This window comes from Ancylobacter vacuolatus, from assembly GCF_030813595.1.
In the GTDB taxonomy this organism is placed as follows: domain Bacteria; phylum Pseudomonadota; class Alphaproteobacteria; order Rhizobiales; family Xanthobacteraceae; genus Ancylobacter; species Ancylobacter vacuolatus.
In genome coordinates this window covers 366,460-390,604 of sequence record NZ_JAUSUH010000003.1, presented here as the reverse complement: position 1 = coordinate 390,604, position 24,145 = coordinate 366,460, and the positions used below count along the sequence as shown (strand labels likewise).

The window sequence follows — 24,145 nt, the reverse complement described above, 5'->3', positions numbered from 1 at the left end:
GCAAAGAGCGGGCGTCCGCGGCCAAGGCGGCGGGACAGGCGCTGACTGTGCGTGGTCCGGCGGATTGGCGGCCGGAAGAGCCACCCGGGCTTTCACCGGGTCCTGACGAATAGACGCTGCTTAGAGCAGATGGCGCGGCGCTGCAACGCCGGCCCGTCGCGCCGACGGCCGACGCGCGTGATTCTGCCGCACCGCACAAATATCGGAACCCTGCGCGGTCTCGGCACTTGTTTCCGGCGTAGGGCGTGCCGCCCTGAAACGCGCGAGGTCAGGCATGCATCGACGTCACCTGTTGCTGGGTTTGGGTCTCCTGGCGATGGCGCCGGTGCCATTGTCGCGTCTCGGCATCAGCGAGGCGTGGTCGGAAGAGGAAGAGCAGGCCGTCGCCTTCGACGCGCAGACCGTGCGCCAGATGGCGCGCGAACTGGCGGCCAAGCCCTATAAGGGCCCGGCGCGTGATCTGCCCGGCCCCTTCGACAAGCTCAGCTATGACGACTACCGCAACATTCGTTTCAACAGCGATCGGGCACTCTGGCGGGAGGCAAATACCGGCTTTCAGACCCAGCTTCTGCATCGCGGCTTTCTGTTCCGCGACCGGGTGGACATCTACCAGGTGGCGGACGGCAAGGCCCGCAAGCTCGCCTATGACCCGGCGATGTTCCGTTTCGAGCATGGCGTCGCCCAGCCGCCGGCGAAGTCCGATATCGGCTTTTCCGGTTTTCGCCTGCATGGGCCGATCAACCGGCCGGACTATTTCGACGAGATCGCCGTGTTCCAGGGCGCCAGCTATTTCCGTGGCGTCGGCAAGGGGCAGGTCTATGGATCCTCCGCCCGTGGGCTGGCGGTGAAGACCGGCGATGCTGGCGGCGAGGAATTCCCCGCCTTCCGCGCCTTCTGGCTCGAACAGCCCCGGCCGGGGGTGGATTCGGTGGTCGTTCACGCGCTTCTCGACAGCCCGAGCGCCGCGGCGGCGCACCGCTTCACCATCCGCCCCGGCACCGAGACGCTCATGTCGGTCGAGATGACGGTCTATCCCAGGGTCGACATCGACCAGGTCGGCATCGGCGCGCTGACCAGCATGTTCATGTTCGGCCCCAATGATCGCGACGGCATCGATGATTTCCGCCCCATGGTGTGCGACGCCAATGGCCTTGCCATCGTCACCGGAACCGGCGAGCGGCTGTGGCGGCCGCTGGCCAACCCGCAGCGGCTGCAGATTTCCTCCTTCGCCGTCTCGGACCTGCGAGGCTTCGGCCTGATGCAGCGCCAGCGCTCCTTCTTCGACTATCAGGACCTTGAGGCGCGCTATGAGCGACGGCCCAGCGTCTGGGTTGAGCCGATTGGCGATTGGGGCGACGGCTCGGTGGTGCTGGTCGAAATCCCCACGCCAGAGGAAATTCACGACAACATCGTCGCCTTCTGGCGCCCGCGCGAGCCGCTGCGCAAGGGGCGCGAATACAGCAACACCTACCGCCTGCACTGGGGCTGGTCGGGCCCGGATGCCACCGATGTCGGGCGTGTCACCGCCACCCGCGTGGGCGGCAATGCCGAGCGCCGTCTGTTCGTACTCGATGTTGTCGGCGACAAGGTGAAGGACCTGCCGCCGGAAAGCCTCGCGGCACGGGTGACGGCCAGTACCGGCGAGATCAGGGATGTCGTCCTGCAGCCGAACCCGGAGATCGGCGGCTGGCGTGTCTCGTTCGCGCTGGAGCCGCGTGGGGCCGCACTTGTCGAACTACGCGCCGACCTGCTGCGCGGTGAGGAGCGCATGGCCGAAAGCTGGGTCTATCGGTGGACGCCATGAGGCGTTCCGAGGACATGGATCCAGCGCCCCTTGCCGGGGTCGAGGTCGGCCTCGCGCTGCCGCCGGAATCCCCTCTGGCGATGCCGGTGCAGTCGCTCGGCAAGGTGCCGACGGCCGCAGCGCCGGGCCCCCGCCCGGCAAGTCTCGCCTTACGCCGCGTCTTCGTGCTCGGCGGCGCTAGTGCGCTCACCATGCTGGCCGCGCATGAAATGTATCTCGTGCTGGATGTCGGCGGCGTCACGCTGCTGGAATATCTCGTGCTGTGCCTCTTCGTCGTTCTCTTCGCCTGGATCAGCTTTGCCTTCACCAATGCGCTTCTGGGTCTGCCGAGCCTGCTGCGCCGGACGCAGGAACATCTCGGCATCGCCCCGGACGGGCCGCTGCCGGCGCTGACCGCCCGCACCGCCATCCTGCTGCCGGTCTACAATGAGGAGCCGGCGCGCGTGCTGGCCGGGCTGGAGGCGACCTGCGAATCGCTCGATGCCACCGGCGCGGCCGCTCATTTCGACGTCTTCATCCTCAGCGACACCACCGATCCCGATGTGTGGATCGCCGAGGAAGCAGGGTTTCTCGATCTGCGGGCCCGGCGCGGCGACCATCGGCGGCTGTTCTACCGGCGTCGCCCGCGCAACACCGGTCGCAAGGCCGGCAACATCGCCGAATGGGTGACGCGCTTCGGCGGGGCCTATGAGAGCTTCCTCATCCTCGACGCTGACAGCGTGATGACCGGCGATTGCCTCGTGCGCCTCGCCGCCGCGATGGAAGCCAATCCGAGCGCCGGCCTGATCCAGACCCTGCCGGTCATTGTCGGCGGCCGCACCCTGTTCGCCCGGCTGCAGCAATTCGCCGGCCGGCTCTATGGCCCGCTCATTGCCCATGGGCTCGCCAGCTGGAGCGGGCCGGAGAGCAATTACTGGGGACACAACGCCATCATCCGCACCCGCGCCTTCGCTGAGGGCGCCGGTTTGCCGGAGCTGAAGGGGCCCAAGCCGTTTGGCGGCCATATCCTCAGCCATGATTTCATCGAGGCGGCGCTGATGCGCCGGCGCGGCTGGGGCATGCACATGCTTCCCTGGCTGGAGGGCTCCTATGAGGAAGGCCCGCCGACGCTGGCGGACCTTTCGGTGCGCGACCGGCGCTGGTGCCAGGGGAACCTGCAGCACATGGCTGTCCTGCCGGCGCGCGGGCTGCATCCGGTCAGCCGGCTGCATCTTCTTACCGGCATCGGTTCCTATCTGACCGCGCCACTCTGGCTGGTCATGCTGCTCGCGGGTCTTGCCACCGCGCTTCAGGCCCGCTTTGTGCCACCGGACTATTTCCCCGCCGGCTTCGCGCTGTTTCCCAGCTGGCCGGCCCAGGACCCGGTGCGGGCCGTATGGGTGTTCGTCGGCACCATGGCGGTGCTGCTGCTGCCCAAGCTGTTCGCCTTCGCGGCGCTGTTGGCGTCCCGCGCCAGCCGCCAGCGTTTTGGCGGGGGCGTGCGAGCCTTTGCCGGCATGCTGGGGGAGACGCTGATTTCCGGCCTTCTCGCCCCGGTGACGATGTTCACCCAGTCGGTGGCGGTGGTCGGCATATTGGCCGGGCGCGATGGCGGCTGGCAGCCGCAGCGCCGGGACGATGACCGCATCGACGCCGCCTCGATCGTCCGTTTCTTCCTGCCCCATACGGCGGCGGGATGGCTCTTGGGGGCGGCCGCGCTCAGCATCTCGCTGCCGCTGTTCCTCTGGATGACGCCGGTGGTGCTGGGCCTTGCCCTGGCGATACCGCTGGTGCTGTGGACCGGCGCCGCGCGCGCCTCGCTGCCGGCGCTGTTTCACACGCCCGAGGAGCAGTCGCCACCTGCCGTGCTGCTGCGGACGCGGCAATTGCGGCGGGCGAGCGCCGTGCAGGCGCCCTCCGAGGCGGTCGCGCAGCTCGTTGCCGCGTCGGAACTTGCCGCCTTCCACCGTGCCCAGCTGGCCGATGGCGAGCGACGTCCCGGCGATTACGCGCCGGATCGATTGATCGCGGCGGCGAAGATTGCAGATGCGCCGAGCCTCGACGCCGCGCTCGGTGCGCTCACCCCTCGCCAGAAGGCCGCCGCCCTCGGCGATTTCAGCGCGCTCGACGCGCTGCTGGCGCTGGCGCGGCAGCAAAACGAGCCCGGGCGCGCGCGCGGCCCAACCGGAAAAGGCCAGCGCGCCGGCACCGGTGGCGGCGGCGGAGTGATTAGTAATAAGAACGGCTAAAGGGGACTCTTGCGGTCGACTTTCTCCTCGGGAAGCTCGATGCCCTTGGCCTGACGGCGTCGTTTCGACTGGTGCATGGCGTAGGCCAAAGCCGCGACAAGCAGCAAGGCGCCGAGCCCATACAGCATTTCCATCATGGTCTCCTTGTCTCCGCCCCGACCCGCGCCCGCGACGCGGTTGCGCCGTCCGGGCAGGCGGCAGGGTCAGACCTTGTCTGCGGCTCCGGCCGGCTCTCCCCCGCCATGCCCGGTGTCCTCGACGCCGAGCATCGTTCCACCGGCGCCAGGCACGGTGATCGTCACGTCGTAGCCGTCGCGGATGGCGTTGGAGGCTGCGGCGACGGCCGCCTCGAAGGCGGCTTCCTTGCTAGCATAGGCCATCCCGACCTCGCCGTCGCTGTCGACCCGCCACTGCCCCTCGCTGCCGCGCAGGCGGTAATGGGCCGAGCCGGTAGGTGATTGATTTTGCAAAGTCTTCTCCTCTTTCGTAGCCGGTCTCAAATCATCGGAGCGCCGCCGGTCACGGCGATGGTGGCGCCGGAGACGTAGCTCGACAGCGGGTCGGCCAGCATCACATAGGCGGTGGCGAGCTCGGCCGGCTGGCCCGGCCGCTTCATTGGCACCTGCTCGCCGAAATGTGCCACCTTCTCGGCCGGCATGGTGGCGGGGATCAGCGGGGTCCAGATCGGCCCCGGTGCCACTGCATTGGCGCGAATGCCCTTTTCGGCAAGCAGCTGCGCCAGCCCGGCGGTGAAGTTTTGGATGGCGCCCTTGGTCGTCGCATAGGCGAGCAAGGTGGGGTTCGGCTTGTCGGAATTGATCGAGGCGGTGTTGATGATGGCGCTGCCGGGCTTCATGTGCGGCACGGCGGCCTTGGTGAGGTAGAACATCGCGTGGATGTTGACCTTGAAGGTCAGGTCCCATTCCTCGTCGGAAATCTCGGTGATGTCGTCGAAGGTTTTCTGGTGGGCGGCGTTGTTCACGAGGAGGTCGATCCGCCCGAAGGTTTCCACCGCCTTGTCGACCAGCGCGCGGCAATGCGCGGCGTGCTGGATGTCGCCGGGCGCCAGCACCGCCTGCCGGCCGGCATCGCGCACCAGCGCAGCCGTCGCCTCGGCGTCCTCGTGCTCGTCGAGATAGGAGATCAGCACGTCGGCGCCTTCGCGGGCATAAGCGAGGGCGACGGCGCGGCCAATGCCGCTGTCACCGCCGGTAATCAGCGCCTTCAGTCCCTCCAGCCGGCCCGAGCCCTTGTAGCTCTGCTCGCCATGGTCGGGACGCGGCGACATCGCCTCCGTCCGCCCCGGCATGGGCTGCTGCTGCTCCTCGAAAGGCGGGCGCGGATGAGGCGTCGACATCGTTGGGGCTCCTTGGCTGACGGCAGAGTGATGATGCGGGGCCAACGGCTGGCCGGCAGGTTGGTTCCGCGCCCGGTGGCCCGGCCACAAGGCGCCCGCAGCCACCGGCCGAACCATCCCGCCGTGTCGGGCGTTGCCTCCCCGATCACAACGTCCCGGCCGCGGCATCGCCTCTCGAAGGCGAGGCGCTGCGCCGTCTTCGAGAGGAAGAGCCATGCCATCCCATGCCGCCCGCCGCCCCTTCGCCCGCCGCGCACTGGCCGCGCCCTGTCTGCTGGTGCTCGCCCTCGGCGTTGCCGCGTGCGACCGGGCGCCCCCGACATTGCCGGAAAGCGCCGGCTACGGTCCCGACCCGCAGCTCCCCGAGCCGCACAGCTCCACGCTCCCGACCATCAAGGTGGCGGAGGCCATCGGCTGGCAGGAGGGCGCGCGCCCGACCCCGACGGCGGGGATGCAGGTGGCCGCCTTCGCCACCGGGCTCGCCCATCCGCGCTGGCTTTATGAACTGCCCAATGGCGACGTGCTGGTGGCGGAATCGGACGCGCCGCCCAAGCCCGAGGACAAGTCCGGCGGCTTGCGCGGCTGGGTGCAGGGCTTGTTCATGAAGAAGGCCGGCTCGCAGACGCCGAGCGCCGACCGCATCTCGTTGCTGCGCGACGCCGATGGCGACGGCACGGCGGAAGTGAAGACGGTGTTTCTCGCCAACCTAACCTCACCCTTCGGCATGGCGCTGGTCGGGGAGCGGTTTTATGTCGCCAATGCCGACGCCATCGTCAGCTTTCCCTATCAGGAAGGCGTGACCGAGATCACCGCGCCGGCCGAGAAGCTCGCCGACCTGCCGGCCGGGCGCAATCACCACTGGACCAAGAGCCTGCTGGCGAGCCCGGACGGCTCCAAGCTTTATGTCGGCGTCGGCTCCAATTCCAATGTCGGCGAGAACGGCATGGCGGAGGAGGAGAACCGCGCCGCCGTGCTGGAGGTGGATGTCGCCACCGGTACCTCGCGTGTCTTCGCCTCCGGCCTGCGCAACCCGGTCGGCATCGACTGGAATCCGGCGAATGGCGAATTGTGGGTGGCCGTGAATGAGCGCGACGAGATCGGCGATGATCTGGTGCCGGACTACATGACCTCGGTGCGGGAAGGGGGCTTCTATGGCTGGCCCTATTCCTATTACGGCCAGCACGTCGACGAGCGGATCGAGCCGGCGCGGCCCGACCTTGTCGCCAAGGCGATCAAGCCGGATTACGCGCTGGGCGCACACACCGCTTCGCTCGGCTTCACCTTCGCCAATGGCCCGGCGCTGGCGGATCGCTATTCCTCAGGAGCCTTTATCGGCCAGCACGGTTCGTGGAACCGCAGCGAGCCGGTCGGCTACCGGGTGATCTTCGTGCCCTTCGCCGACGGCCGGCCTTCCGGCGCGCCGCAGGAGATCCTGACCGGCTTCCTCGACGGCGACGGCAATGCACAGGGCCGTCCCGTCGGCGTTCTCGTCGACACGCGCGGCGGCCTACTGGTCGCTGACGATGTGGGCAATGCCGTGTGGCGGGTGACACCGGCCGCGGGGGCGGCGCCTGCCCCCGACGCGGCGGCAGCGCCCGCGCCGAACCAGGCCATGTGAGCGGGCGGCCCGCCCGGCGGGGTCCTTTTGCGGGAACCTGGGCCGGGCGCGGACGTTCGCCTACAGGGAGATGACGGGCATGGGGGCTCGATAACAATCAAGGAGATATCCCATGGCGAAGATCGCCGATTCACGCATTCTCATCATTTCCGCCAATGGCTTCGAACAATCAGAGCTGATGGTGCCGCGTGACGCGCTTCGCGCCGCCGGCGCCCGTGTCGACGTGGCGAGCCCCGACGGCAAGGCCATTCGCGGCTGGAAGGGCGAGGACTGGGGCGAGAGCGTCGATTCCGACACCACGCTCGGCGCCGTGAAGCCGGAAGACTACGACGCGCTGGTCATTCCCGGCGGCCAGATCAACCCGGACGTTCTGCGCGTCAACAAGGAGGCGATGGCGATCGTCCGCGCCTTCCTCGACAGCGGCAAGGTGGTGGCCGCCATTTGCCACGGGCCGTGGCTGCTGGTGGAAGCCGATGCCGTGCGCGGGCGCACCGTAACCTCTTACGCCTCCATCCGCACCGACGTGAAAAATGCCGGCGGCAACTGGGTCGACCGCGAGGTGGCGGTGGACAAGGGCATCATCACCAGCCGTTCCCCGGCCGACCTCAAGGCCTTTGTCGGCAAGATCATTGAGGAAATTGGCGAGGGCCGGCACGAGCGCCGCAAGGTGGCATGAACCCCTGTTCCACAAAGACGACAGGCGGGCGCTTCGGCGCCCGTTCTGCTGCCGCGGCTGCCGCTGGCGGGGGAACGCGCCACCGGCCCGCGCGTTAAGCACGAGGCATCCCGGCACCCCTCGGGGCAAGCACAGAGGCAGGCATGGCCGCGCGCGCGACATGGAAGGGATTTCTAAGGCTGGGCCAGCTGGTCTGTTCCGTCGGTCTCTACACCGCCGTTAGCACCAGCGACCGCGTCAGCCTTCACATGGTGAACCGCAAGACCGGCCACCGCCTGCAACGGCGCTTCGTCGATGCCGAAACCGGCAAGGTGGTCGAGCGCGAGGAGCAGGTGAAGGGCTATGAGGTCGATTCCGGCGACTTCATCGTGCTGGAGCCGGAAGAGATCGCCGAGGTGACGCCCAAGGGCGACAAGGCGCTGACCATCGAGAGCTTTCTCCCCTGCGGTGAGGTCGACGATCTCTATTTCGATCGCCCCTATTATCTGCGCCCGGCGGACGAGGCCTCGCAGGCGAGCTTCGCCGTCATCCGCGAGGGCTTGCGGAAGAAGAAGGTGGCGGCAGTGGCGAGCGCGGTGCTGTTTCGCCGCCCGCGCAGCCTGCTGATCCGCGCCTATGATGACGGCCTGATCGCCACCACGCTGAACTATGACTACGAAGTGCGCTCGGCGCAGGAGGCCTTCGAGGACATTGCCGAGGTGAAGATGGAGCCGGAAATGCTCGATCTCGCCCGCCACATTATCGAGACCAAGGCCGGTCGCTTCCAGCCCGAGACCTTCGACGACCGCTATGACGATGCTCTCGCCGAATTGGTGCGGGCCAAGATGGAAGGTCGCAAGATCGCGCCGCCGAAGCAGAGCACCGCCAAGGTGGTCAGTCTGCTGGACGCGCTGCGCGAGAGTGCGGGTCTGGCGGGCGGGGCCGACAAGAAGGCGCCCGCGAAAAAGTCGACGGCCAAGAAGGCTGCCGCGAAAAAGGTCCCCGCGCGCCGGAGCTCCCCCGCTTCCACGCGAAAGGCGGGCTAGGCGGCGATGGCGCTCGACACTTACCGCCGCAAGCGTGACTTCACCCGCACGCAGGAGCCTCAGGGCGCCGAGGGCGCGGGGGAAGGGCACGCCTATCTGATCCAGAAACACGCCGCGCGGCGGCTGCATTACGATTTGCGACTGGAAATGGATGGCGTGCTGAAGAGCTGGGCGGTCACGCGCGGGCCGAGCCTGGTGCCGGGCGAGAAGCGCCTTGCCGTGCATGTGGAGGACCACCCGCTCGACTATGGCAGCTTCGAGGGCACCATTCCCAAGGGCGAATATGGCGGCGGCACCGTCCTGCTGTGGGATACCGGGAGCTGGGAGCCGGTCGGCGATGCGGCCAGGGGCTACAAGAAGGGCCACCTGGAATTCGCGCTGCATGGCGAGAAGCTGCACGGGCGCTGGCATCTGGTGCGCATGGCACCGCGCAAGGGCGAGAAGGCAGATAACTGGCTGCTGATCAAGGCCGAGGACGACGACGCCCGGCCGGAAGGGGCGCCCGACATTTTGGAAGAGCAGCCGGATTCGGTGAAGACCGGCCGCTCCCTCGACGCCATCGCCAAGGGTGAGGCGCCGGCCGATCCGCCCGGCGCTGCCGAGCCGAAGGCAAAGCCGCAAAAACCCTCCCGCGCCCGCATCGCGTCCAAGCCCAAGCCCAAGGCCGTGCCCGAGCCGAATGTCTCCGCCCCGCCGGCCGGCGCGGCGCCGCTGCCCGCTTTCGTCGAGCCGCAGCTGGCGACGTTGGTGGCCAAGGCGCCGAGCGGAAAGACGTGGATTCACGAGATCAAATACGATGGCTACCGGCTGCAGGCGCGGATCGACGCCACCGCGAAGGGCAAGCGCCGGGTGAAGCTGCTCACCCGCTCCGGGCTCGACTGGACCTCCCGCTTCGGCACGGCGCTGGTGGCCGCGCTGGAAGCGCTGCCGGCGCGGGACGCGCTGATCGATGGCGAGCTGGTGGTGGAGACCGGCGCGGGCGTGTCGAATTTCAGCCTTCTGCAGCAAGATCTCAGCGAAGGGCGGCACGACCGCTTCGTCTACTACGCCTTCGACCTGCTCCACCTTGACGGGCGGGACCTGCGCCCCCTTCCGCTCACCGAGCGCAAGCAGGCGCTGGAGCAGCTGCTCCGCGAGGCGCAGGACGGGCTGCGCTACAGCGAGCATCTGAACGAAGATGGCGGCGACATGCTGCGCCATGCTTGCCGGCTCAGCCTTGAGGGGCTGGTGTCGAAGCGTGGAGACGCGCCCTATCGCTCGGGGCGGGGCAAGGACTGGGTGAAGTCGAAATGCGCTTTCCGGCAGGAATTCGTCATCGGCGGCTTCACACCCTCTACCTCGCAGAAGAAGGCGATCGGCTCGCTGGTGCTCGGCGTTTATGACGAGGGCAAGCTGGTGGCTGTCGGCCGGGTCGGCACCGGCTTTTCCCAGAGTGTGGCGCGCGATCTCCACGCCCGGCTCTCCGGCATCAATCGTGCGCGCAGCCCCTTTGCCAGCACGCTGACGGCGCAGGAGCGGCGCGGCGTCACCTTCGTCGCGCCCGAGCTGGTGGCGGAAGTGGAATTTCGCGGCTGGACCGGCGACCAGCATCTGCGCCACGCTGCCTTTCGCGGTTTGCGCGAGGACAAGCCGGCGCGCGAGATCGTGCGCGAGAAGCCGGTGGAGGGGGAAAGCATGGCTCCCGAAGGCAGTGCGGCCCGCTCGGCGGCCCGGTCAAAGGTCAAGCTCACCCATCCCGACCGCGTCTACTGGCCGGAAGAGGGCATCACCAAGCAGGGCCTCGCCGACTACTACGCCGAGGTCTGGCGCCACATCCTCCCCTTCGTCGTTGCGCGGCCGCTGGCATTGCTGCGCTGCCCGGACGGCATCGCCAGCCAGTGCTTTTTCCAGAAGCATTCCTGGCGCGGCATGAACAAGGCGATCAAGGTCCGCGCCGACAAGGATGGCGAGGAACTTCTTTTCATCGAGGACCTCGATGGGCTGATCGCGCTGGTGCAGTCCGGCGCGCTGGAAATCCACCCCTGGGGCGCGCCGCTGGCCGATATCGAGCGTCCGGACATGCTGATCTTCGACCTCGACCCCGGCGAGGGCGTCGGCTGGGAGGGGGTGGTCGCCGGCGCGCGCGAGATCCGCGCCCGGTTGGAGGCGCAGGGGCTGGCGGCGTTCGTCAAGACGTCAGGCGGCAAGGGGCTGCATGTGGTGGCGCCGCTGAAGCCGCAGGCGAGCTGGGAGGCGGCGAAGGCCTTCAGCAAGGCGCTGGCGGATTCGCTGGCCGCCGATGACCCGGCGCGCTTCATCGCGGTGGCCACCAAGGCGCGACGCAAGGGACGCATCTTCATTGATTATCTGCGCAACGGGCGAGGCGCCACGGCGGTGGCGGCCTATTGCCCGCGTGCCCGCGCCGGGGCGGGCGTTTCCATGCCGGTGGCGTGGGAGGAACTCGACCAGCTGGCCGGCGCGGCGCAGTTCACCCTGAGCGATGCGCCCGCCCGGCTCGCCCATCTCGCCGCCGACCCCTGGGACGATTTCCGCGCCGCCGCCGTGCCGCTGCCGAAGATGGCCGGTGGGCGCCGGCGGGGCGCCAAGGAGACATGATGGACTGGCTTCCGCAGGACTGGTGGCTCAAACCCGACGAGATGGAGGACATGCTGCGGCTGCTGGCGGCTGCTGGCTGCGGCATGATCCTCGGCATCAACCGCGACCTGCGCGGCAAGCCGACCGGCATGCGGACGCTTGGTCTGGTCGGGCTGGGAGCGGCGCTGATCTCGCTCTCGGCGATCAATGTCGGGGGTATCGAGGGCCACCCGGATGCCACCAGCCGCGTGGTGCAGGGCATTGTGCAGGGTGTGATGACCGGCATCGGCTTTCTCGGCGCCGGCGTGGTGCTGCGCGACGGCGACCGGCTGGAAGTGCATGGGCTGACCACGGCGGCCACGGTGTGGGTGACGGCTGCGCTCGGCGTCGCCTGCGCCATCGCCTCCTGGCACCTCGTCTTTCTCGCTCTGGTGGTGACGTTCGTGCTGCTGGCGGCGATGGTGCCGATGGAGAAGGTGCTGGAGGCGGAGGCCGAGCCGCCGTCCCGCCGGGATGCCGGCCCCTCCAATGTTGCCGACGACTGATCGAAAGAGGGGAGCGCCCTCTAACTCCAAGAGTGAGAACGCGTGAGCCGATCCGCTTGCGGTGTAAGCTGATCGGTGCGTGCTCTAACGGCTGCGGCCACCCGGCTTGCGTTCGGCAGCGAGGCTCTTCTTCAGCGCGTCCATGATGTTGACTACATTTGTCGGCGTCTCGTCGTCCTCGCTGGCGCGTGCGGATCGGCGCTTGGCGGGCCGCTTCTTCGTCTTGGCGGCGATCAGCTGCTTGAGATTGGCCTGCAAGGGATCGCGCACGAGGGCGGGGTCCCACTTCCCGGTCCGCTTGTCGATCAGCTTGCCGACCAGCATCACCAGATCGGCCTCGGCGGGCGCGTCAATGTCCTCGAAATAGCCTTCCGGCCGGCGAAGCTCGTCGGAGTAATGCAGCGTCCACAAAATGATGCCCCGCCCGCGCGGCTCCAGCATCACCGGCCGCTCGCGCCGGTGCAGCACCACGCGGGACAGGCCGACCTTGCCGCTGGCCACCATGGCCTCGCGGATGACGGCGAAGGCTTCCTCGCCCACCGGATCGTCCGGCATCAGGAAATGCGGCGTGTCGTACCAGATCCACTCGACCGTATCGGCCGGCACGAAGCTCTCTATGTCGATGGTGCGATTGCTCTCCAGCGCCACCGCCGCCAGATCCTCGTCGTCGAGGATCACATAGGTGTCGGGCTCGCGCTCATAGCCGCGCGCCTGGTCGTCGGCGTCGACGGTTTTCTCGGTCTGCGCATCGACATAGATGCCTTCCACCCGGTTGCCGGTCGCCCGGTTGAGGGTGTGGAAGCGGATTTTTTCCGACGCGCTGGTGGCCGGGGCCAGAACCACCGGGCACGTGACCAGCGAGAGCTTGAGATAGCCCTTCCAGAGCCCGCGCGGCGCCATCTGTCGTCCCCCTGCCGAACCTTGCTCCGGTAACAATCTCCGGCCGGGCAACAGGTTCCCCACGGCTGAACCGATCCCGGGGCTGTGGAGTTGGTAGTCAGCTCGGCGCGACCCCGCGCCGATGCGCGGAGAGGCAATATGTCCGAAACTGACCGTCTTCGCGGCGCTATCGACGCCGGCCGCACCCGCGACAAGGTGCCGTTCTCCGATCCCGCCGCTGCTCCCCTCGGCACGGACGACGAAGCCGCCGGGCATCCCGCCGGAGCGGAGCGTCGGGCGATGGCCGCCGGGCCGGTCGGCGGCTCGACCGCCGGCGGCGGCACGGACGAGCGCGGCCGGGCCTATGACGACAAGGGCACCACCGTGCCCGGCGTCTCCTTCGTCACCGCCATTGTCGGCCTGCTTGTGCTTGTCATCGGCGCCGGGGCGCTGGTCGCAGCGCTGCTGCGTTGAGCCGGCTTGGCTGAAACCCCAACGGAGCGGCCGCCCGTTCCCTGCATACCTCCCTTCCGGGAACCGCTTCGATGGCTGCGCCGTTAGCGCAGGCTTGTTTCCTGCACCGTCGAATCCTCCAGCCCTGCGAAGCGATGTCCGTTAGCCAAGATATGATCGAAAGCGCGATGGCCGTCCGGCCCGTCCCGGAAGGCACGACCCCGCCGCCAAAGCAGGAGGGCGGCCCGGTGCTGGAGACCGGGCGCAATGTCTGGCGGGTGGCCGGCGCCGCGCGGGCGCGGGTGCTGGTCGATGGCGCGGCCTATTTCGGCGCGCTGCGGGCGGCGATGCTGGAGGCGCGCGAGACCATCCACATCGCCGGCTGGGACCTCGACAGCCGGATGAAGCTGGTGGGCGAGAGCGGCACCGCCGAGGACGGGCTGCCCGAGACGCTGGCGTCGTTCCTCTCGGCGCTGGTCGCGCGCAATCCGCGCCTGCGTATCCGGCTGCTGCTCTGGGATTATTCGGTGATGTTCGCGCTTGAGCGCGAGCTGGCGCCGATCTTTTCCTTCCTGTGGGCGACGCCGAAGCAGATCGAGCTGTGCCTCGACGATTCGCTGCCGATCGGCGCGTCACATCACCAGAAGGTGGTGGTGATCGACGATTCGCTGGCCTTTTCCGGCGGGCTGGACCTCACCGGCCATCGTTGGGACACCCCGGATCACACCCCCGGCGACCCGCTGCGCCGCGACCCGCAGGGCGCCCTCTATGAGCCGTTCCACGACGTGCAGATGGCGGTCGATGGCGAGGCCGCCGATGCGCTCGGCACGCTGTTCCGCGACCGCTGGAAGCGCGCCGCCTCGGAGCGGCTGGCGCCGGCGCGGGCGCGGGGAAACCGCTGGCCGGAGGCGCTGCCGACCGATTTCACCGATGTCGAGATCGGCATCGCCCGCACCCTGCCGGCCTATGATGGCGCGCCCGGCGCGCGCGAGGTCGCGACCCTGCTGTTCGACATGATCGAGTGCGCCGAGCGCATGATCTATGTCGAGAACCAGTTCATCACCTGCGAGCGCTTCACCGAGCGGCTGGTGGCGCGGCTGAAGGAGCGCCCCGCGCTCGAAGCGTTGATGGTGACGCCGAACATCTACCGCTCCTGGATCGAGCAGCAGGTGATGGGCGTGCCGCGCGAGCGGCTGAGGGCGCGGCTGGAGCAGGAAGGGCTGGCGGACCGCGCGCGCCTCGTCTTCCCGCAGGTGTCCGCCGGCGGCGCCACGGTCGAGGTCTTCGTCCACGCCAAGATCCTCATCGTCGACGACCGGATGATGCGCGTCGGCTCGGCCAATATCTGCAACCGCTCCATGGGCTTCGACAGCGAGTGCGATCTGGTGATCGAGGCCGGCAATGAGGGCGAGCGGGCGGCGGTGGCGGCCATTCGCGACCGGTTGCTCGGCGAGCATGTCGGCCACGCCCCCGAGGAGGTGGCGGCACTCGTCGCCGCGCGCGGGCTCATCGCCGCGTCGCGCGAGGGCGCGGCGGGCCGGCGTCTCGTTGAGCTGCCTGCGGTTGCCACCGATCTCTCGCTGCCGCAGATCGGCGCGCTCGCCGATCCGCAGGAGCCGCTCTATGACGAGCGCGCGTCCATGGGCGGCGGCAAGCGGCGTCGCTGGCCACTGGCCGCCGCGCTGGTGGGCGTCGCCGTGCTGGCGGCGCTGGTGATCGCCTGGGCCAACTCGCCTTTCGCGGAGCCGGACCGCATCATCTCCGCCCTCGACAGCATGGCCGACCGCCCCTGGGGCGCGGCCGCCGTGGTCGGCATCTATGTGCTGGGCGGGCTGGTGGTGTTCCCGGTCTCGGTGTTGATCATCGCCACGGTGGCGGTCTATGGCGGCTGGACCGGGGCGCTGCTGGCCGGGCTGGGGGCGCTGGCGAGCGCGGTGGTGACGTTCTTCATCGGCCGCCATCTCGGTTCCGGCGTGGTGCGCCGCTTCATCGGGCCGCGCATCAACCGCATCCGGCGCGGCCTCGCCAATCAGGGCATTCTCACCGTGGCGACCATGCGGATGGTGCCGGCGGCGCCGTTCACCTTCATCAATCTGGTCGCCGGCGCGGCCGGGCTGCGGTTTGTGGACTTCGTGCTCGGCACGGCGCTGGGCCTGCTGCCGGGGCTGGTGGTGCTGAGCGCGCTCGGCCACCAGATCGTCGAGGTGATCTCCAACCCGACGCTGGAGCGGGTGCTGTTGCTCATTGGCTTTGTCGGGCTGTGGATCGCCTGCTCGCTCGGCCTGCAATTCCTGGTCGCCCGCCTGCGGAGGCCGGCGTGAACGCTGCACCACCGCAGCGCCTGCGGCTGATGACGTGGAACATTCATGGTGGCGTCGGGCCGGACCGGCGCTTTGATCTCGACCGCATCGCCTCCCTCATCGCCCGCCACCAGCCGGACATTCTCGCTTTGCAGGAGGTGGATACCCGCGGGCGCGGCGTGGCGTGCCTGGCGCCGCTCGAAGGGTTGGGCATCGGCCATCTCGCCGAGGCGCGGACCATCGCCGTGCCGGACGGCCATTACGGCCATGTGCTGTATTCGCGCTGGCCGACGCGCGACATCGTGCGCCACGATCTCTCCGTCCGCCGCCGCGAGCCGCGCATGGCGATCGACACCCATGTCGACACGCCGCAGGGCCCGCTGCGGGTGGTCGCGGTGCATCTCGGCCTCGCCTTGCTGGAGCGCCGGCGGCAGACGGCGGCGCTCGCCCAGATGGCCCGCGCCAGCAGCGGCGCGCCGACGGTGATGATGGGCGACTTCAACGACTGGTTCTCCTTCCGCCCGGTGCGGCGGACGCTGGCGCGGGCGCTGCCCGAGAGCACCTATCTGCGCAGCTTTCCCGCCTGCTGGCCGCTGTTGCGGCTCGACCGGCTCTATTGCAGCCGGCGCGGCATGCTGGTGCGCAGCTTCACCGACACCGAGGCGCGGCACGCCTCCGACCATCTCCCCGTGATCGCCGACATCCAGCTGCGGCCGTGCCTTTCGCCGGCGCCCGCGCGCGCCGTTTCGGAACAGGCGGCCCGGCCGGACGTTAATCTGGTGGAACAGGGAGAACGTCCATGAACATAGGTGAGGAAGCCATTCGCCAGCGCGCCCACGCCCTTTGGGAAGCCGAGGGCCGGCCTGACGGGCAGGCTCACGACCATTGGCGGCGGGCCAGCGAGATTCTGGAGAAGGAAACCGAAGGCGCCGGCAGCGGCTCCGGCGCTTTCCGCCCGTCCGACGCGGCCGAGGTCCCGCCGGAGGCGGCGGGAAGCCCGGCTCCCGGTCCCGGCTTTCGCGCGCCGTCAGAGGACGGAGGCATCGAGGCCGCCGAGCGCCCTTCGCAGGAACCGGGGATCGACCCGGAGGTTCGGACCGATCCGGCGCAGGACAACGAGCCGGTCACCGAGATCGAGACCATCCATCGCACGCTGGAAATTCCGAAGAACCGGCGCGGCCGCACCTCGCCGCCCGACGACCGGATCGGCGCCATGAGCGGCGCGGCCGGCAGCCGCAAGCGTTCGTGAGCGACACCATGGGCAACTGGCTCGTTCCGCTTCTGGTGGAACTGGGCCTGCGCCGCCCGCGTGCGGAGGAGGAGCCCCGTGCGGACGACCCGCACCGTGTGCATCCCGCCAAAGGCGATATTCGCTCACCCGACTGAACCGTACGGACGCACAAAGGAGACTTCCATGATCATCGCCGACCAGCACGACAAGAACCCCGCCAAGCCGGGCGATCGCCGCGTCGAGAAGAAGGACCGCGCGCCCGAGGAAGCCGGCCACGCCCGCAGCGCCAATCCCCAGCAGGACGACAAGGCCGGCGAGCGCGAGCAGAAGCCGGAAGGCCGCGACGCGGGCTACGATCCCGCGAAGTAGGCGGCCACGGCGCCGCCGTTAGAAGCAAATTTCGCCATTGTCTCGCCCTTCCCCTTGCCGGATGACTGTACCCGCGCAAGGGGGACGGCATGGCGAAGACGGGCGGCGAGGTTCTGAAGGGCACTGTGGGGCCGGTGGAGGCGGTGGGGCTTTCCCTCTCCGTTATCGCCCCGACCATGGGCATGGCGCTCAACGTCACCCTGGCCGTTGGAGCGGCGGGTGTCGCCGCCCCGCTGGGCTTCGCGGTGGGCACGGTGGTGGTGGGGCTTGTCGGCCTGTCGTTCGTGTTCTTCGCCAGCCGCGTCACCAGCGCCGGCTCGGGCTATGCCTATATCGGCCAGACCTTCGGCCCGCGCGCCGGCTTCATCGCCGGCTGGTGCATGGTCCTTCTCTACATCGCCGGCGGTTCGGGCAGTGCGGCCCTGGTGGGGGATTTCCTGAGCGCGGCGCTGGACGATCACGGCGTGCATCTGGGCGCCTGGTGGCTGCCGGTGGCGGTTGCCGCCCTTGTCGGCGGCACGCTGCTCGCCTGGCGCGACGTGCGCCTGGCCACCCGGGTCATGCTGGTGCTGGAACTTTCGTCCATCGCCGTCATCATCTATCTCGGCATCCGCATCCTGATGGCGGTGAACGAGGCGGGCGGGCTGAGCCTGGCGCCCTTTCATCCCGACCCGACCATCGGCTGGTGGGGCATCGGCTATGCCGTGGTCTTCGCGGTGCTGTCCTTTGCCGGCTTCGAGGCGGCGGCCACGCTGGCGGAGGAAGCCGGGGAGCCCGGCCGCACCATCCCCATCGCGCTGGTCGGCTCAGTGGTGGTGGCGGGCCTGTTCTTCGTCTTTGCCTCCTACATCCAGGTGATCGGCTTCGGGCTCGACAACATGAAGGCCCTGGCGGCGAGCGATGCGCCGCTGAACACGCTGGCGCTGAAATACGGCAACATCCACATCGCCACCGCGCTTGATCTCGCAGCCTCGGTTTCTGCCGTCTCCTGCGTGCTGGGCACGCTCTCGGCCGGCGCCCGCATGCTGTTCGTGCTCGGCCGCGGCGGGCTTTCCGACACGCTGGCGCGGGTGCATCCGCGCTATGGCACGCCCTTTGTCGCGGTGGGGGTGGTGAGCCTGTCGATGCTGGCGGGGCTGCTGGCCTGGGCGCCCTTCATCGGGCCGGCGAGCTATTACGATAGTGTCGGCACCATCGGCGTGCTGGCGCTGATCGTCGCCTATCTCGGCGTCACCGCCGCTGCCGCCGTCCACGCGGTGCGGGCCGGCAGCCGGCTGTGGCTGGTGCTGGGCACCCTCGGGACGCTGGCCATGCTGTGGCCGCTCTACAATTCGATCTATCCGGTGCCGGCCTTCCCGGACAATCTGTGGCCCTATCTGGTGGCCTTCTGGATCGTGCTCGGCGCGGCGCTGGTGCTGCTCAAGCCGGCGATCGGGCGCAAAAAGGTGGCCTGACGGCGCGGCAGGGGGCGGCCGCATGCCGCCCGCCACTCGCTCAGTTCATTTCGCCGCCGAGAGAGCGGGCGGCCTTTTCGATCACCGCGGCGACCTCGCGCGGGTGGGATTCGTAAACCGAATGGCTGGCGCCGGGAATGGTGGTGATCGGCGCCCCGGCCCGCTGGTAATAGAAGCGCTCCAGCTCCGGATTGATGATCTGATCGGCGCCCGCGACGATGCCCCAGCTTGGCTTCGACTGCCAGGCCGCGGCGGTGAGCGGGGTGCTGAACACGCTCGCGGCGGCCAGCACCTGCCCCCGCGCCTCAAACTCGGCCCGTGCCACCGGCAGGTCCGGGGCAAACAGTCTGGGGAAGAGGGCGGGGTCGAGATAGGTGAATCCGTCCGGGGTCTTCTGTATGGCGCCGGCGGTCATCGCCAGAACGCTTGGCATGGTGCGACCCAGCGCGGCCTCGTCCTCGCCGACATCGGGCGCATGGGCAGCGACATAGACCAGGCCCGCCACCTTCGGATGAACGCCGGCCTCGGTGATGATTGAACCGCCATAGGAGTGGCCGACCAGCAATGTCGGGCCGTCCTGCAGATCGAGCACGCGCCGGGTTGCGGCGACATCGTCGGCGAACGACGTCTCCGGTTCCTGCACCATGGTAACGTGGAATCCGTCGGCGACCAGATGGTCGTACACCGCCTTCCAGCCCGAGCCGTCAACCCACGCCCCGTGCACCAGCACGATATTGCGCAGGGGCGCGGCGGCCGGCGCCGCGTGCGCTGTGGCGGGGAGGGCGAGACAGAGGGCACTGGCGAGCGCCAGCGCGGCGTGAGCGTGGTGGCAAGGCATCGGCATCACTCCCTTGTTGGCGCCAGTGCACGCATCCTGCGGTACGGCGGCAAACCCACTCTAGGCCCGACCGCCGCACAACTCTTTCGCGAATGCCGTCCCATCCGCGCGTGCCGTGGTCGGCCGCTGGGGGCATAGGGTCGCGCGCGGCATTCGCCTTGCAGGGTGCTGGCCTTCCACCGCATCGCTGCGCTAAAGGCGATGGTGCCCAAGCCCAGAAAGTGAACGCTCCCCGTGCCCGAACTCGAAGCCGTCATCCGCGAAATCGCCGAAGAGATGCGCGCCCGTCCCGACCGGGGCGAGGTGGCGAGTTATATTCCCGAACTGGCCCGCGCCGATGCCAATGCCTTCGGCATCGCGGTGGTCGATCGCGAGGGCCGGGTGGTGACGGGCGGCGATGCCGAGGTGGCGTTCTCGATCCAGAGCGTTTCCAAGGTCTTCACCCTGACGCTGGCGCTGGGCAAGATCGGCGACCGGCTGTGGCGGCGGGTGGGGCGCGAGCCTTCCGGCAGCCCGTTCAACTCCATCGTCCAGCTGGAGAACGAGCACGGCATTCCGCGCAACCCCTTCATCAATGCCGGCGCCATTGCCGTCACCGATGTCATCCTCTCCGGCCACCAGCCGCGCGACACGCTGGGCGAGATCCTGCGCTTTCTGCAGTTCCTCGCCGAGGACCCGGCGATCGGCATCGACGAGGCGGTGGCGGCGTCCGAGCAGCGCACCGGCTTCCGCAACCGGGCGCTGGCGAACTATATGAAGTCGTTCGACGTGCTGGAGAACCCGGTCGACTACACGCTGGGTGTGTATTTCCACCATTGCGCCATCACCATGAGCTGCCGCCAGCTGGCCATGGCCGGGCGGTTCCTGGCTCACAATGGGCGCAACCCGACGACCGGCTTTTCCGTCGTGTCACCGGAGCGGGCGCGGCGCATCAACGCCATCATGCTGACCTGCGGCCATTATGACGGCTCGGGCGAGTTCGCCTATCGCGTCGGCCTGCCGGGCAAGAGCGGGGTGGGGGGCGGTATTCTGGCGGTGGCGCCGGGCAAGGCCTCGATCGCCGTCTGGTCGCCGGGGCTGGATGCCAGCGGCAACTCGCATCTCGGGCGCATCGCCCTGGAAAGGCTGACCCAGCGCATGGGCTGGTCGATCTTCGGCTAGGCCCGGATACGACAAGAGGGCCGGACGGTCAGTCGCGGCCCTCTTGGGCAGTGGCGGGCAGGTGGGGGGCACGAGGCACGGCGGTCATCCGAAAGACAGGCACGGATGCGGCTCAGTTGGTGCGCCCGCCATCTTCCTTGATGGCCTCTTCATGGTACCAGCTCCCGATCATGACGCGGGGCGACACCTTGAGGGCTTCGGAAGACGGCAGTTCGGGGCGGCGGGCGGCAAGACCGGCACGACCCCCGACGGGGAAGGGGACGATCTGGGCGCTCTCGCGCTGGGTGTGAGCGTTCATGGCACGTTTCTCCTTTCTGGGCTGCGCGTTCCTGCGCCAGCCCTTCGTTTACATATAACATCTTTTGCATGGCGTTTGCGCAAGATGCACATTTTGCAATCACAATGAGCATAGAATATGTGCACTGCCGCGTAGCTCTGCAAGTCCTGCGGGGGTAACGGCATTCGCCCCCTATGGGTTGCATCGTCTGTTGCGGCGCGGCAGACGCCGGGTGGGTGCCCAGTGGCCGCAAACGCCGCAGGATCAACGCGACTCGTCACATTCTCCGCCAGCGGTCCGGGCGCCTGCGCCGCCGTTGCCTCCCGCCGACGGGGCGCCTTCGAGCCCAACGCGGCCCATTTGGCACAGCATATGCTTGTGTGAGGCTAGCCGTTGGCGGTCGCACGGCCGGCACAACGACCAGGGCTGTACGGCACCTGGTCTTAAGTGATGAGAGACACGCAATGACGAAGTACAAACTCGAGTACATCTGGCTCGACGGCTACAAGCCGACCCCGAGCCTGCGCGGCAAGACGCAGATCAAGGAATTCGACCACTTCCCCTCGCTGGAAGAGCTCCCCCTGTGGGGCTTCGACGGTTCGTCCACGGAGCAGGCCGAGGGCCGCAGCTCCGACTGTGTGCTCAAGCCCGTCGCGCTGTATCCCGACCCGGCCCGCAAGAACGGCGTGCTTGTGATGTGCGAAGTGATGATGCCGGACGGCGTCACCCCGCATGTCACCAATGCCCGCGCCACCATCCTTGACGATGAAGGCGCCTGGTTCGGCTTCGAGCAGGAATACTTCTTCTACAAGGACGGCCGCCCGCTCGGCTTCCCCGAGCACGGCTATCCCGCGCCGCAGGGCCCGTACTACACCGGCGTCGGCTACAAGAATGTCGGCGACGTCGCCCGCGAGATCGTGGAAGAGCATCTCGAGCTGTGCCTCGAAGCCGGCATCAACCACGAAGGCATCAACGCGGAAGTCGCCAAGGGCCAGTGGGAATTCCAGATTTTCGGCAAGGGCTCCAAGCGCGCCGCCGACGAAGTGTGGATGGCCCGCTACCTCCTGCTCCGCCTGACCGAGAAGTACGGCGTGGACATCGAGTTCCACTGCAAGCCGCTCGGCGATACCGACTGGAACGGCTCGGGCATGCACTGCAACTTCTCCACCAAGTATCTGCGCGAAGTGGGTGGCAAGGAGTATTTCGAGGCGCTGATGGCCGCCTTTGAGAAGAACCTTGACGACCACATCGCCGTCTATGGCCCGGACAATCATCTGCGCCTGACCGGCAAGCACGAAACCGCCCCGTGGAACAAGTTCTCCTACGGCGTGGCCGACCGTGGCGCCTCCATTCGCGTCCCGCACTCCTTCGTCCGCAACGACTACAAGGGCTATCTTGAGGATCGCCGCCCGAACTCCCAGGGGGACCCCTACAAGATCGCTTCCCAGGTCCTGAAGACGATCTCGGAAGTCGAAATCAAAGCCGTCGCCGCTGCGTGAGAATTGAGGCGGCAGGGCACCCTGCCGCCGCCGATCGCCTGAGACGGTCTGTTCCGTCTCCTTCAAGCCAGCCCCGCTGCCGGGGCTGGCTTTTGTTTTGGTGCGGTGGGATTCGGACATCCACCGGCCGGCAGGCGCTACCCGCCAAACGCACGTCATGGCCGGGAATGACCCGGCCATCCACGCCTTCTCTCAGGCGCCGACGAACGCGGCGACGGTGCTGGTGAAGCCAGGCATTCCCGGCACAAGCCCGGGGATGACATCGCATCGATTGATTTCGGCTTGGGCCAGGCCCGTGGCGATTGCCGCCCGCACCTCACAGATAGGGCGAGGCCAGCCAAATGGCGCGGTTGCGCAGTTTCTTCAGGAAGGGCCGGGCTTTGAGGGTCGCCGCCGTCTCCGCACTGCCATCCGCCACCATGGCGCCGATCCGCGCCTCGATCTCGCCGGCGATGGTGGGGTCGTAGAGTTCGAGGTCGAGCTCGAAATTCAGCCGCAGGCTGCGCGGGTCGAGATTGGACGAGCCGACATAGGCCCAACTGCCATCCACCGCCATCAGCTTGGAATGGTCGAACATGCCGCCCGCCCGCCACACCCGGCAGTCGCCGGCCAGCACCTGGTCGAGCTGCGCGGTCATGGCGTAGTCGACCAGCTTGAGGTTGTTGGCCGAGGGAATGACGACATCCACCTCCACCCCGCGCCGCCCGGCGACCGAAAGCGCGCCGATCAACTGCTGGTCGGGCAGGAAATAGGGCGAGCACAGGCGCACCCTGCTCTGCGCCATGGTGAGCGCGCCCATGATCATCGAGTGGGCGCAGGCGAGGTTGCGGTCGGGGCCGGAGGGCACTACCCGCACCGCCACCGGGCCGCGCGGCGTGGAATGGTCGCCTTCCGCCCAGGCCGGGCCGTCGAGATGCTCGTCGGTGGTGAAGGCCCAGTCCTGCGCGAACACGGTGAGCAATTGCTCCACCGCCGCTCCCTCGACGCGGAAATGGGTGTCGCGGGCCGGGCTGTCGCCGGCATGGGCGCGGGTGAACTGGGCGCGAATGTTCATGCCGCCGGTAAAGGCCAGCGTGCCGTCGACGATCAGCATCTTCCGGTGGCTGCGTAGATTGGCATAGGGCAGGCGCAGGCCGATCAGATTGCCCATGAACAGGTCGGTGACCACGCCCCCCGCCTGCAAGAGCCCGACGATGGACGGGCGCGAATAGCGCGCGCCGATGGCGTCGATCAGCACCCGCACCGCCACGCCGCGCTTATGCGCCGCGATCAGCGCCTCGGCGAACTGAACGCCGATGGGGTCATTGTCGAAAATATAGGAGGAGAGCGCCACATGGCGCTGCGCCCCGGCAATGGCGGCGAGCATGGCGGGATAGGCCTCGTCGCCGCTGTCGAGCATCGCCACCGCATTGCCGCTGGTCAGCGGAAAGGCGGAGACCCTGTCGCCGAGCCGCTTCATCGCCGAGAGGCTGGGCGACAGGGCGATGGCGGCGGGCGCCCGCTCATGCCGGCGGTGGCGGTCCTGGCTGGCGCGCCGGCGCCCGGCCGCGCTCTGGCGGATACGGTTGATGCCGGCAACCAAATAGAGGAAGGCGCCGATCAGCGGCGACAGCAGGATGACGCCGACCCAGCCGATGGCGGCGCGCACGTCGTCCTTGGTCATCGCGGCGTGGATGGCGGCGACAAGACCCACCGTACCACTCGTGACGAGCACGATGTGTGGCCAGTAGGTCGACCAGAAACTCTCCATGGCGACGTCCATTCACGCATTCAAGGCAAGGCGCGCTCTAACTCCAGGACAGAGAACGCATTATCCGATCCGCTTGCGGTGCAAGCCGGTCCGCGCGTGCTCTAGCC

General features: G+C 68.4%; 23 protein-coding genes and 1 other annotated feature. Of the genes, 16 read left to right on the top strand and 7 right to left on the bottom strand.

From position 1 onward, the window contains the following. Window positions 1-50 precede the first annotated feature (50 nt). Window positions 51-106, bottom strand: a sequence feature (sul1 is cis-regulatory element that is thought to sense ions involved in sulfur or methionine metabolism; They are found in Alphaproteobacteria). 168 nt (window positions 107-274) lie between these two features. Both J2S76_RS09570 and mdoH read left to right on the top strand, forming a co-directional pair. Then, window positions 275-1,804 (top strand): OpgD/OpgG family glucan biosynthesis protein, encoded by a 1,530-nt coding sequence (locus J2S76_RS09570; protein WP_307059845.1) that lies wholly within the window; start codon window positions 275-277, stop codon window positions 1,802-1,804. Continuing rightward, window positions 1,801-4,032 carry a glucans biosynthesis glucosyltransferase MdoH gene (gene mdoH, locus J2S76_RS09565; protein WP_307059843.1) on the top strand — a complete coding sequence of 744 codons (2,232 nt, stop codon included), beginning with the start codon at window positions 1,801-1,803 and terminating at the stop codon, window positions 4,030-4,032. Before J2S76_RS09570 ends, mdoH begins: the two co-directional genes overlap by 4 nt. Here mdoH and J2S76_RS09560 read toward each other — a convergent pair. The 3 genes from J2S76_RS09560 to J2S76_RS09550 form a co-directional block, all read right to left on the bottom strand. Next, a complete protein-coding gene (locus J2S76_RS09560) occupies window positions 4,029-4,166 on the bottom strand; it encodes a hypothetical protein (RefSeq protein WP_307059841.1) in 138 nt (45 codons plus the stop codon). The two genes, mdoH and J2S76_RS09560, sit on opposite strands and share 4 nt — an antisense overlap. Window positions 4,167-4,235: 69 nt before the next feature. Then, a complete protein-coding gene (locus tag J2S76_RS09555; RefSeq protein WP_370874720.1) occupies window positions 4,236-4,502 on the bottom strand; it encodes a hypothetical protein in 267 nt (88 codons plus the stop codon). Between the two features lie 26 nt (window positions 4,503-4,528). Beyond that, complete coding sequence (locus J2S76_RS09550; RefSeq protein WP_307059840.1) at window positions 4,529-5,389, bottom strand: SDR family oxidoreductase; 861 nt, start codon at window positions 5,387-5,389, stop codon at window positions 4,529-4,531. 214 nt (window positions 5,390-5,603) lie between these two features. Between J2S76_RS09550 and J2S76_RS09545 the strand changes: the two genes are divergently transcribed. The 5 genes from J2S76_RS09545 (at window position 5,604) to J2S76_RS09525 (ending at window position 11,827) form a co-directional block, all read left to right on the top strand. Further along, window positions 5,604-7,007 carry a PQQ-dependent sugar dehydrogenase gene (locus J2S76_RS09545; RefSeq protein ID WP_307059838.1) on the top strand — a complete coding sequence of 468 codons (1,404 nt, stop codon included), beginning with the start codon at window positions 5,604-5,606 and terminating at the stop codon, window positions 7,005-7,007. A gap of 112 nt (window positions 7,008-7,119) precedes the next feature. Next, a complete protein-coding gene (locus J2S76_RS09540) occupies window positions 7,120-7,683 on the top strand; it encodes a type 1 glutamine amidotransferase domain-containing protein (protein WP_307059835.1) in 564 nt (187 codons plus the stop codon). Between the two features lie 143 nt (window positions 7,684-7,826). Beyond that, entirely contained in the window at window positions 7,827-8,708 is an 882-nt protein-coding gene (gene ku / locus J2S76_RS09535) for a non-homologous end joining protein Ku (RefSeq protein ID WP_307059833.1), read from the top strand. A 6-nt stretch (window positions 8,709-8,714) separates the two neighbouring features. Further along, window positions 8,715-11,303, top strand: coding sequence for a DNA ligase D (gene ligD, locus J2S76_RS09530; RefSeq protein WP_307059832.1), 2,589 nt, complete (start codon window positions 8,715-8,717; stop codon window positions 11,301-11,303). Beyond that, window positions 11,303-11,827 carry an MgtC/SapB family protein gene (locus tag J2S76_RS09525; protein ID WP_307059830.1) on the top strand — a complete coding sequence of 175 codons (525 nt, stop codon included), beginning with the start codon at window positions 11,303-11,305 and terminating at the stop codon, window positions 11,825-11,827. The genes ligD and J2S76_RS09525 overlap by 1 nt, the downstream gene beginning before the upstream one ends. Before the next feature lie 84 nt (window positions 11,828-11,911). Here the strand turns inward: J2S76_RS09525 and ku (J2S76_RS09520) are convergent, their stop codons facing one another. Next, complete coding sequence (gene ku, locus J2S76_RS09520; protein WP_307059828.1) at window positions 11,912-12,727, bottom strand: non-homologous end joining protein Ku; 816 nt, start codon at window positions 12,725-12,727, stop codon at window positions 11,912-11,914. Window positions 12,728-12,865: 138 nt separating this feature from the next. On the opposite strand from ku (J2S76_RS09520), the gene J2S76_RS09515 reads away from it, so the two are divergent. The 7 genes from J2S76_RS09515 to J2S76_RS09485 all read left to right on the top strand — a co-directional run bounded on the left by J2S76_RS09515 (window position 12,866) and on the right by J2S76_RS09485 (window position 18,513). Beyond that, a complete protein-coding gene (locus J2S76_RS09515; RefSeq protein WP_307059826.1) occupies window positions 12,866-13,180 on the top strand; it encodes a hypothetical protein in 315 nt (104 codons plus the stop codon). Between the two features lie 167 nt (window positions 13,181-13,347). Further along, window positions 13,348-15,480 carry a VTT domain-containing protein gene (locus J2S76_RS09510; RefSeq protein WP_307059825.1) on the top strand — a complete coding sequence of 711 codons (2,133 nt, stop codon included), beginning with the start codon at window positions 13,348-13,350 and terminating at the stop codon, window positions 15,478-15,480. Further along, on the top strand, window positions 15,477-16,262 hold the full coding sequence (locus J2S76_RS09505) for an endonuclease/exonuclease/phosphatase family protein (protein WP_307059823.1): 786 nt from the start codon (window positions 15,477-15,479) through the stop codon (window positions 16,260-16,262). The genes J2S76_RS09510 and J2S76_RS09505 overlap by 4 nt, the downstream gene beginning before the upstream one ends. Continuing rightward, window positions 16,259-16,708, top strand: coding sequence for a DUF2934 domain-containing protein (locus tag J2S76_RS09500; RefSeq protein WP_307059821.1), 450 nt, complete (start codon window positions 16,259-16,261; stop codon window positions 16,706-16,708). Before J2S76_RS09505 ends, J2S76_RS09500 begins: the two co-directional genes overlap by 4 nt. Next, the gene (locus J2S76_RS09495) at window positions 16,705-16,845 is read left to right on the top strand and encodes a hypothetical protein (RefSeq protein WP_307059819.1); all 141 of its coding nucleotides are present in this window, start codon (window positions 16,705-16,707) and stop codon (window positions 16,843-16,845) included. The genes J2S76_RS09500 and J2S76_RS09495 overlap by 4 nt, the downstream gene beginning before the upstream one ends. 28 nt (window positions 16,846-16,873) lie before the next feature. Continuing rightward, complete coding sequence (locus J2S76_RS09490; protein ID WP_307059817.1) at window positions 16,874-17,059, top strand: hypothetical protein; 186 nt, start codon at window positions 16,874-16,876, stop codon at window positions 17,057-17,059. A gap of 89 nt (window positions 17,060-17,148) precedes the next feature. Further along, a complete protein-coding gene (locus J2S76_RS09485; protein WP_307059815.1) occupies window positions 17,149-18,513 on the top strand; it encodes an APC family permease in 1,365 nt (454 codons plus the stop codon). Window positions 18,514-18,553: 40 nt separating this feature from the next. Here the strand turns inward: J2S76_RS09485 and J2S76_RS09480 are convergent, their stop codons facing one another. Next, window positions 18,554-19,351: an alpha/beta hydrolase gene (locus J2S76_RS09480; protein WP_307059813.1), complete on the bottom strand. Its 798-nt coding sequence runs from the start codon at window positions 19,349-19,351 to the stop codon at window positions 18,554-18,556. 234 nt (window positions 19,352-19,585) lie between these two features. Here J2S76_RS09480 and J2S76_RS09475 point away from each other — a divergent pair, with 234 nt between their 5' ends. Then, window positions 19,586-20,512 (top strand): glutaminase, encoded by a 927-nt coding sequence (locus J2S76_RS09475; RefSeq protein WP_307059811.1) that lies wholly within the window; start codon window positions 19,586-19,588, stop codon window positions 20,510-20,512. 112 nt (window positions 20,513-20,624) lie between these two features. Here the strand turns inward: J2S76_RS09475 and J2S76_RS09470 are convergent, their stop codons facing one another. Continuing rightward, the gene (locus J2S76_RS09470; protein ID WP_018389585.1) at window positions 20,625-20,810 is read right to left on the bottom strand and encodes a DUF2735 domain-containing protein; all 186 of its coding nucleotides are present in this window, start codon (window positions 20,808-20,810) and stop codon (window positions 20,625-20,627) included. 443 nt (window positions 20,811-21,253) lie between these two features. Between J2S76_RS09470 and J2S76_RS09465 the strand changes: the two genes are divergently transcribed. Continuing rightward, window positions 21,254-22,288, top strand: coding sequence for a glutamine synthetase beta-grasp domain-containing protein (locus J2S76_RS09465; RefSeq protein WP_018389586.1), 1,035 nt, complete (start codon window positions 21,254-21,256; stop codon window positions 22,286-22,288). A 316-nt stretch (window positions 22,289-22,604) separates the two neighbouring features. Here the strand turns inward: J2S76_RS09465 and J2S76_RS09460 are convergent, their stop codons facing one another. Beyond that, window positions 22,605-24,050 (bottom strand): phospholipase D-like domain-containing protein, encoded by a 1,446-nt coding sequence (locus J2S76_RS09460; RefSeq protein ID WP_307059808.1) that lies wholly within the window; start codon window positions 24,048-24,050, stop codon window positions 22,605-22,607. Between the last annotated feature and the right edge of the window lie 95 nt (window positions 24,051-24,145).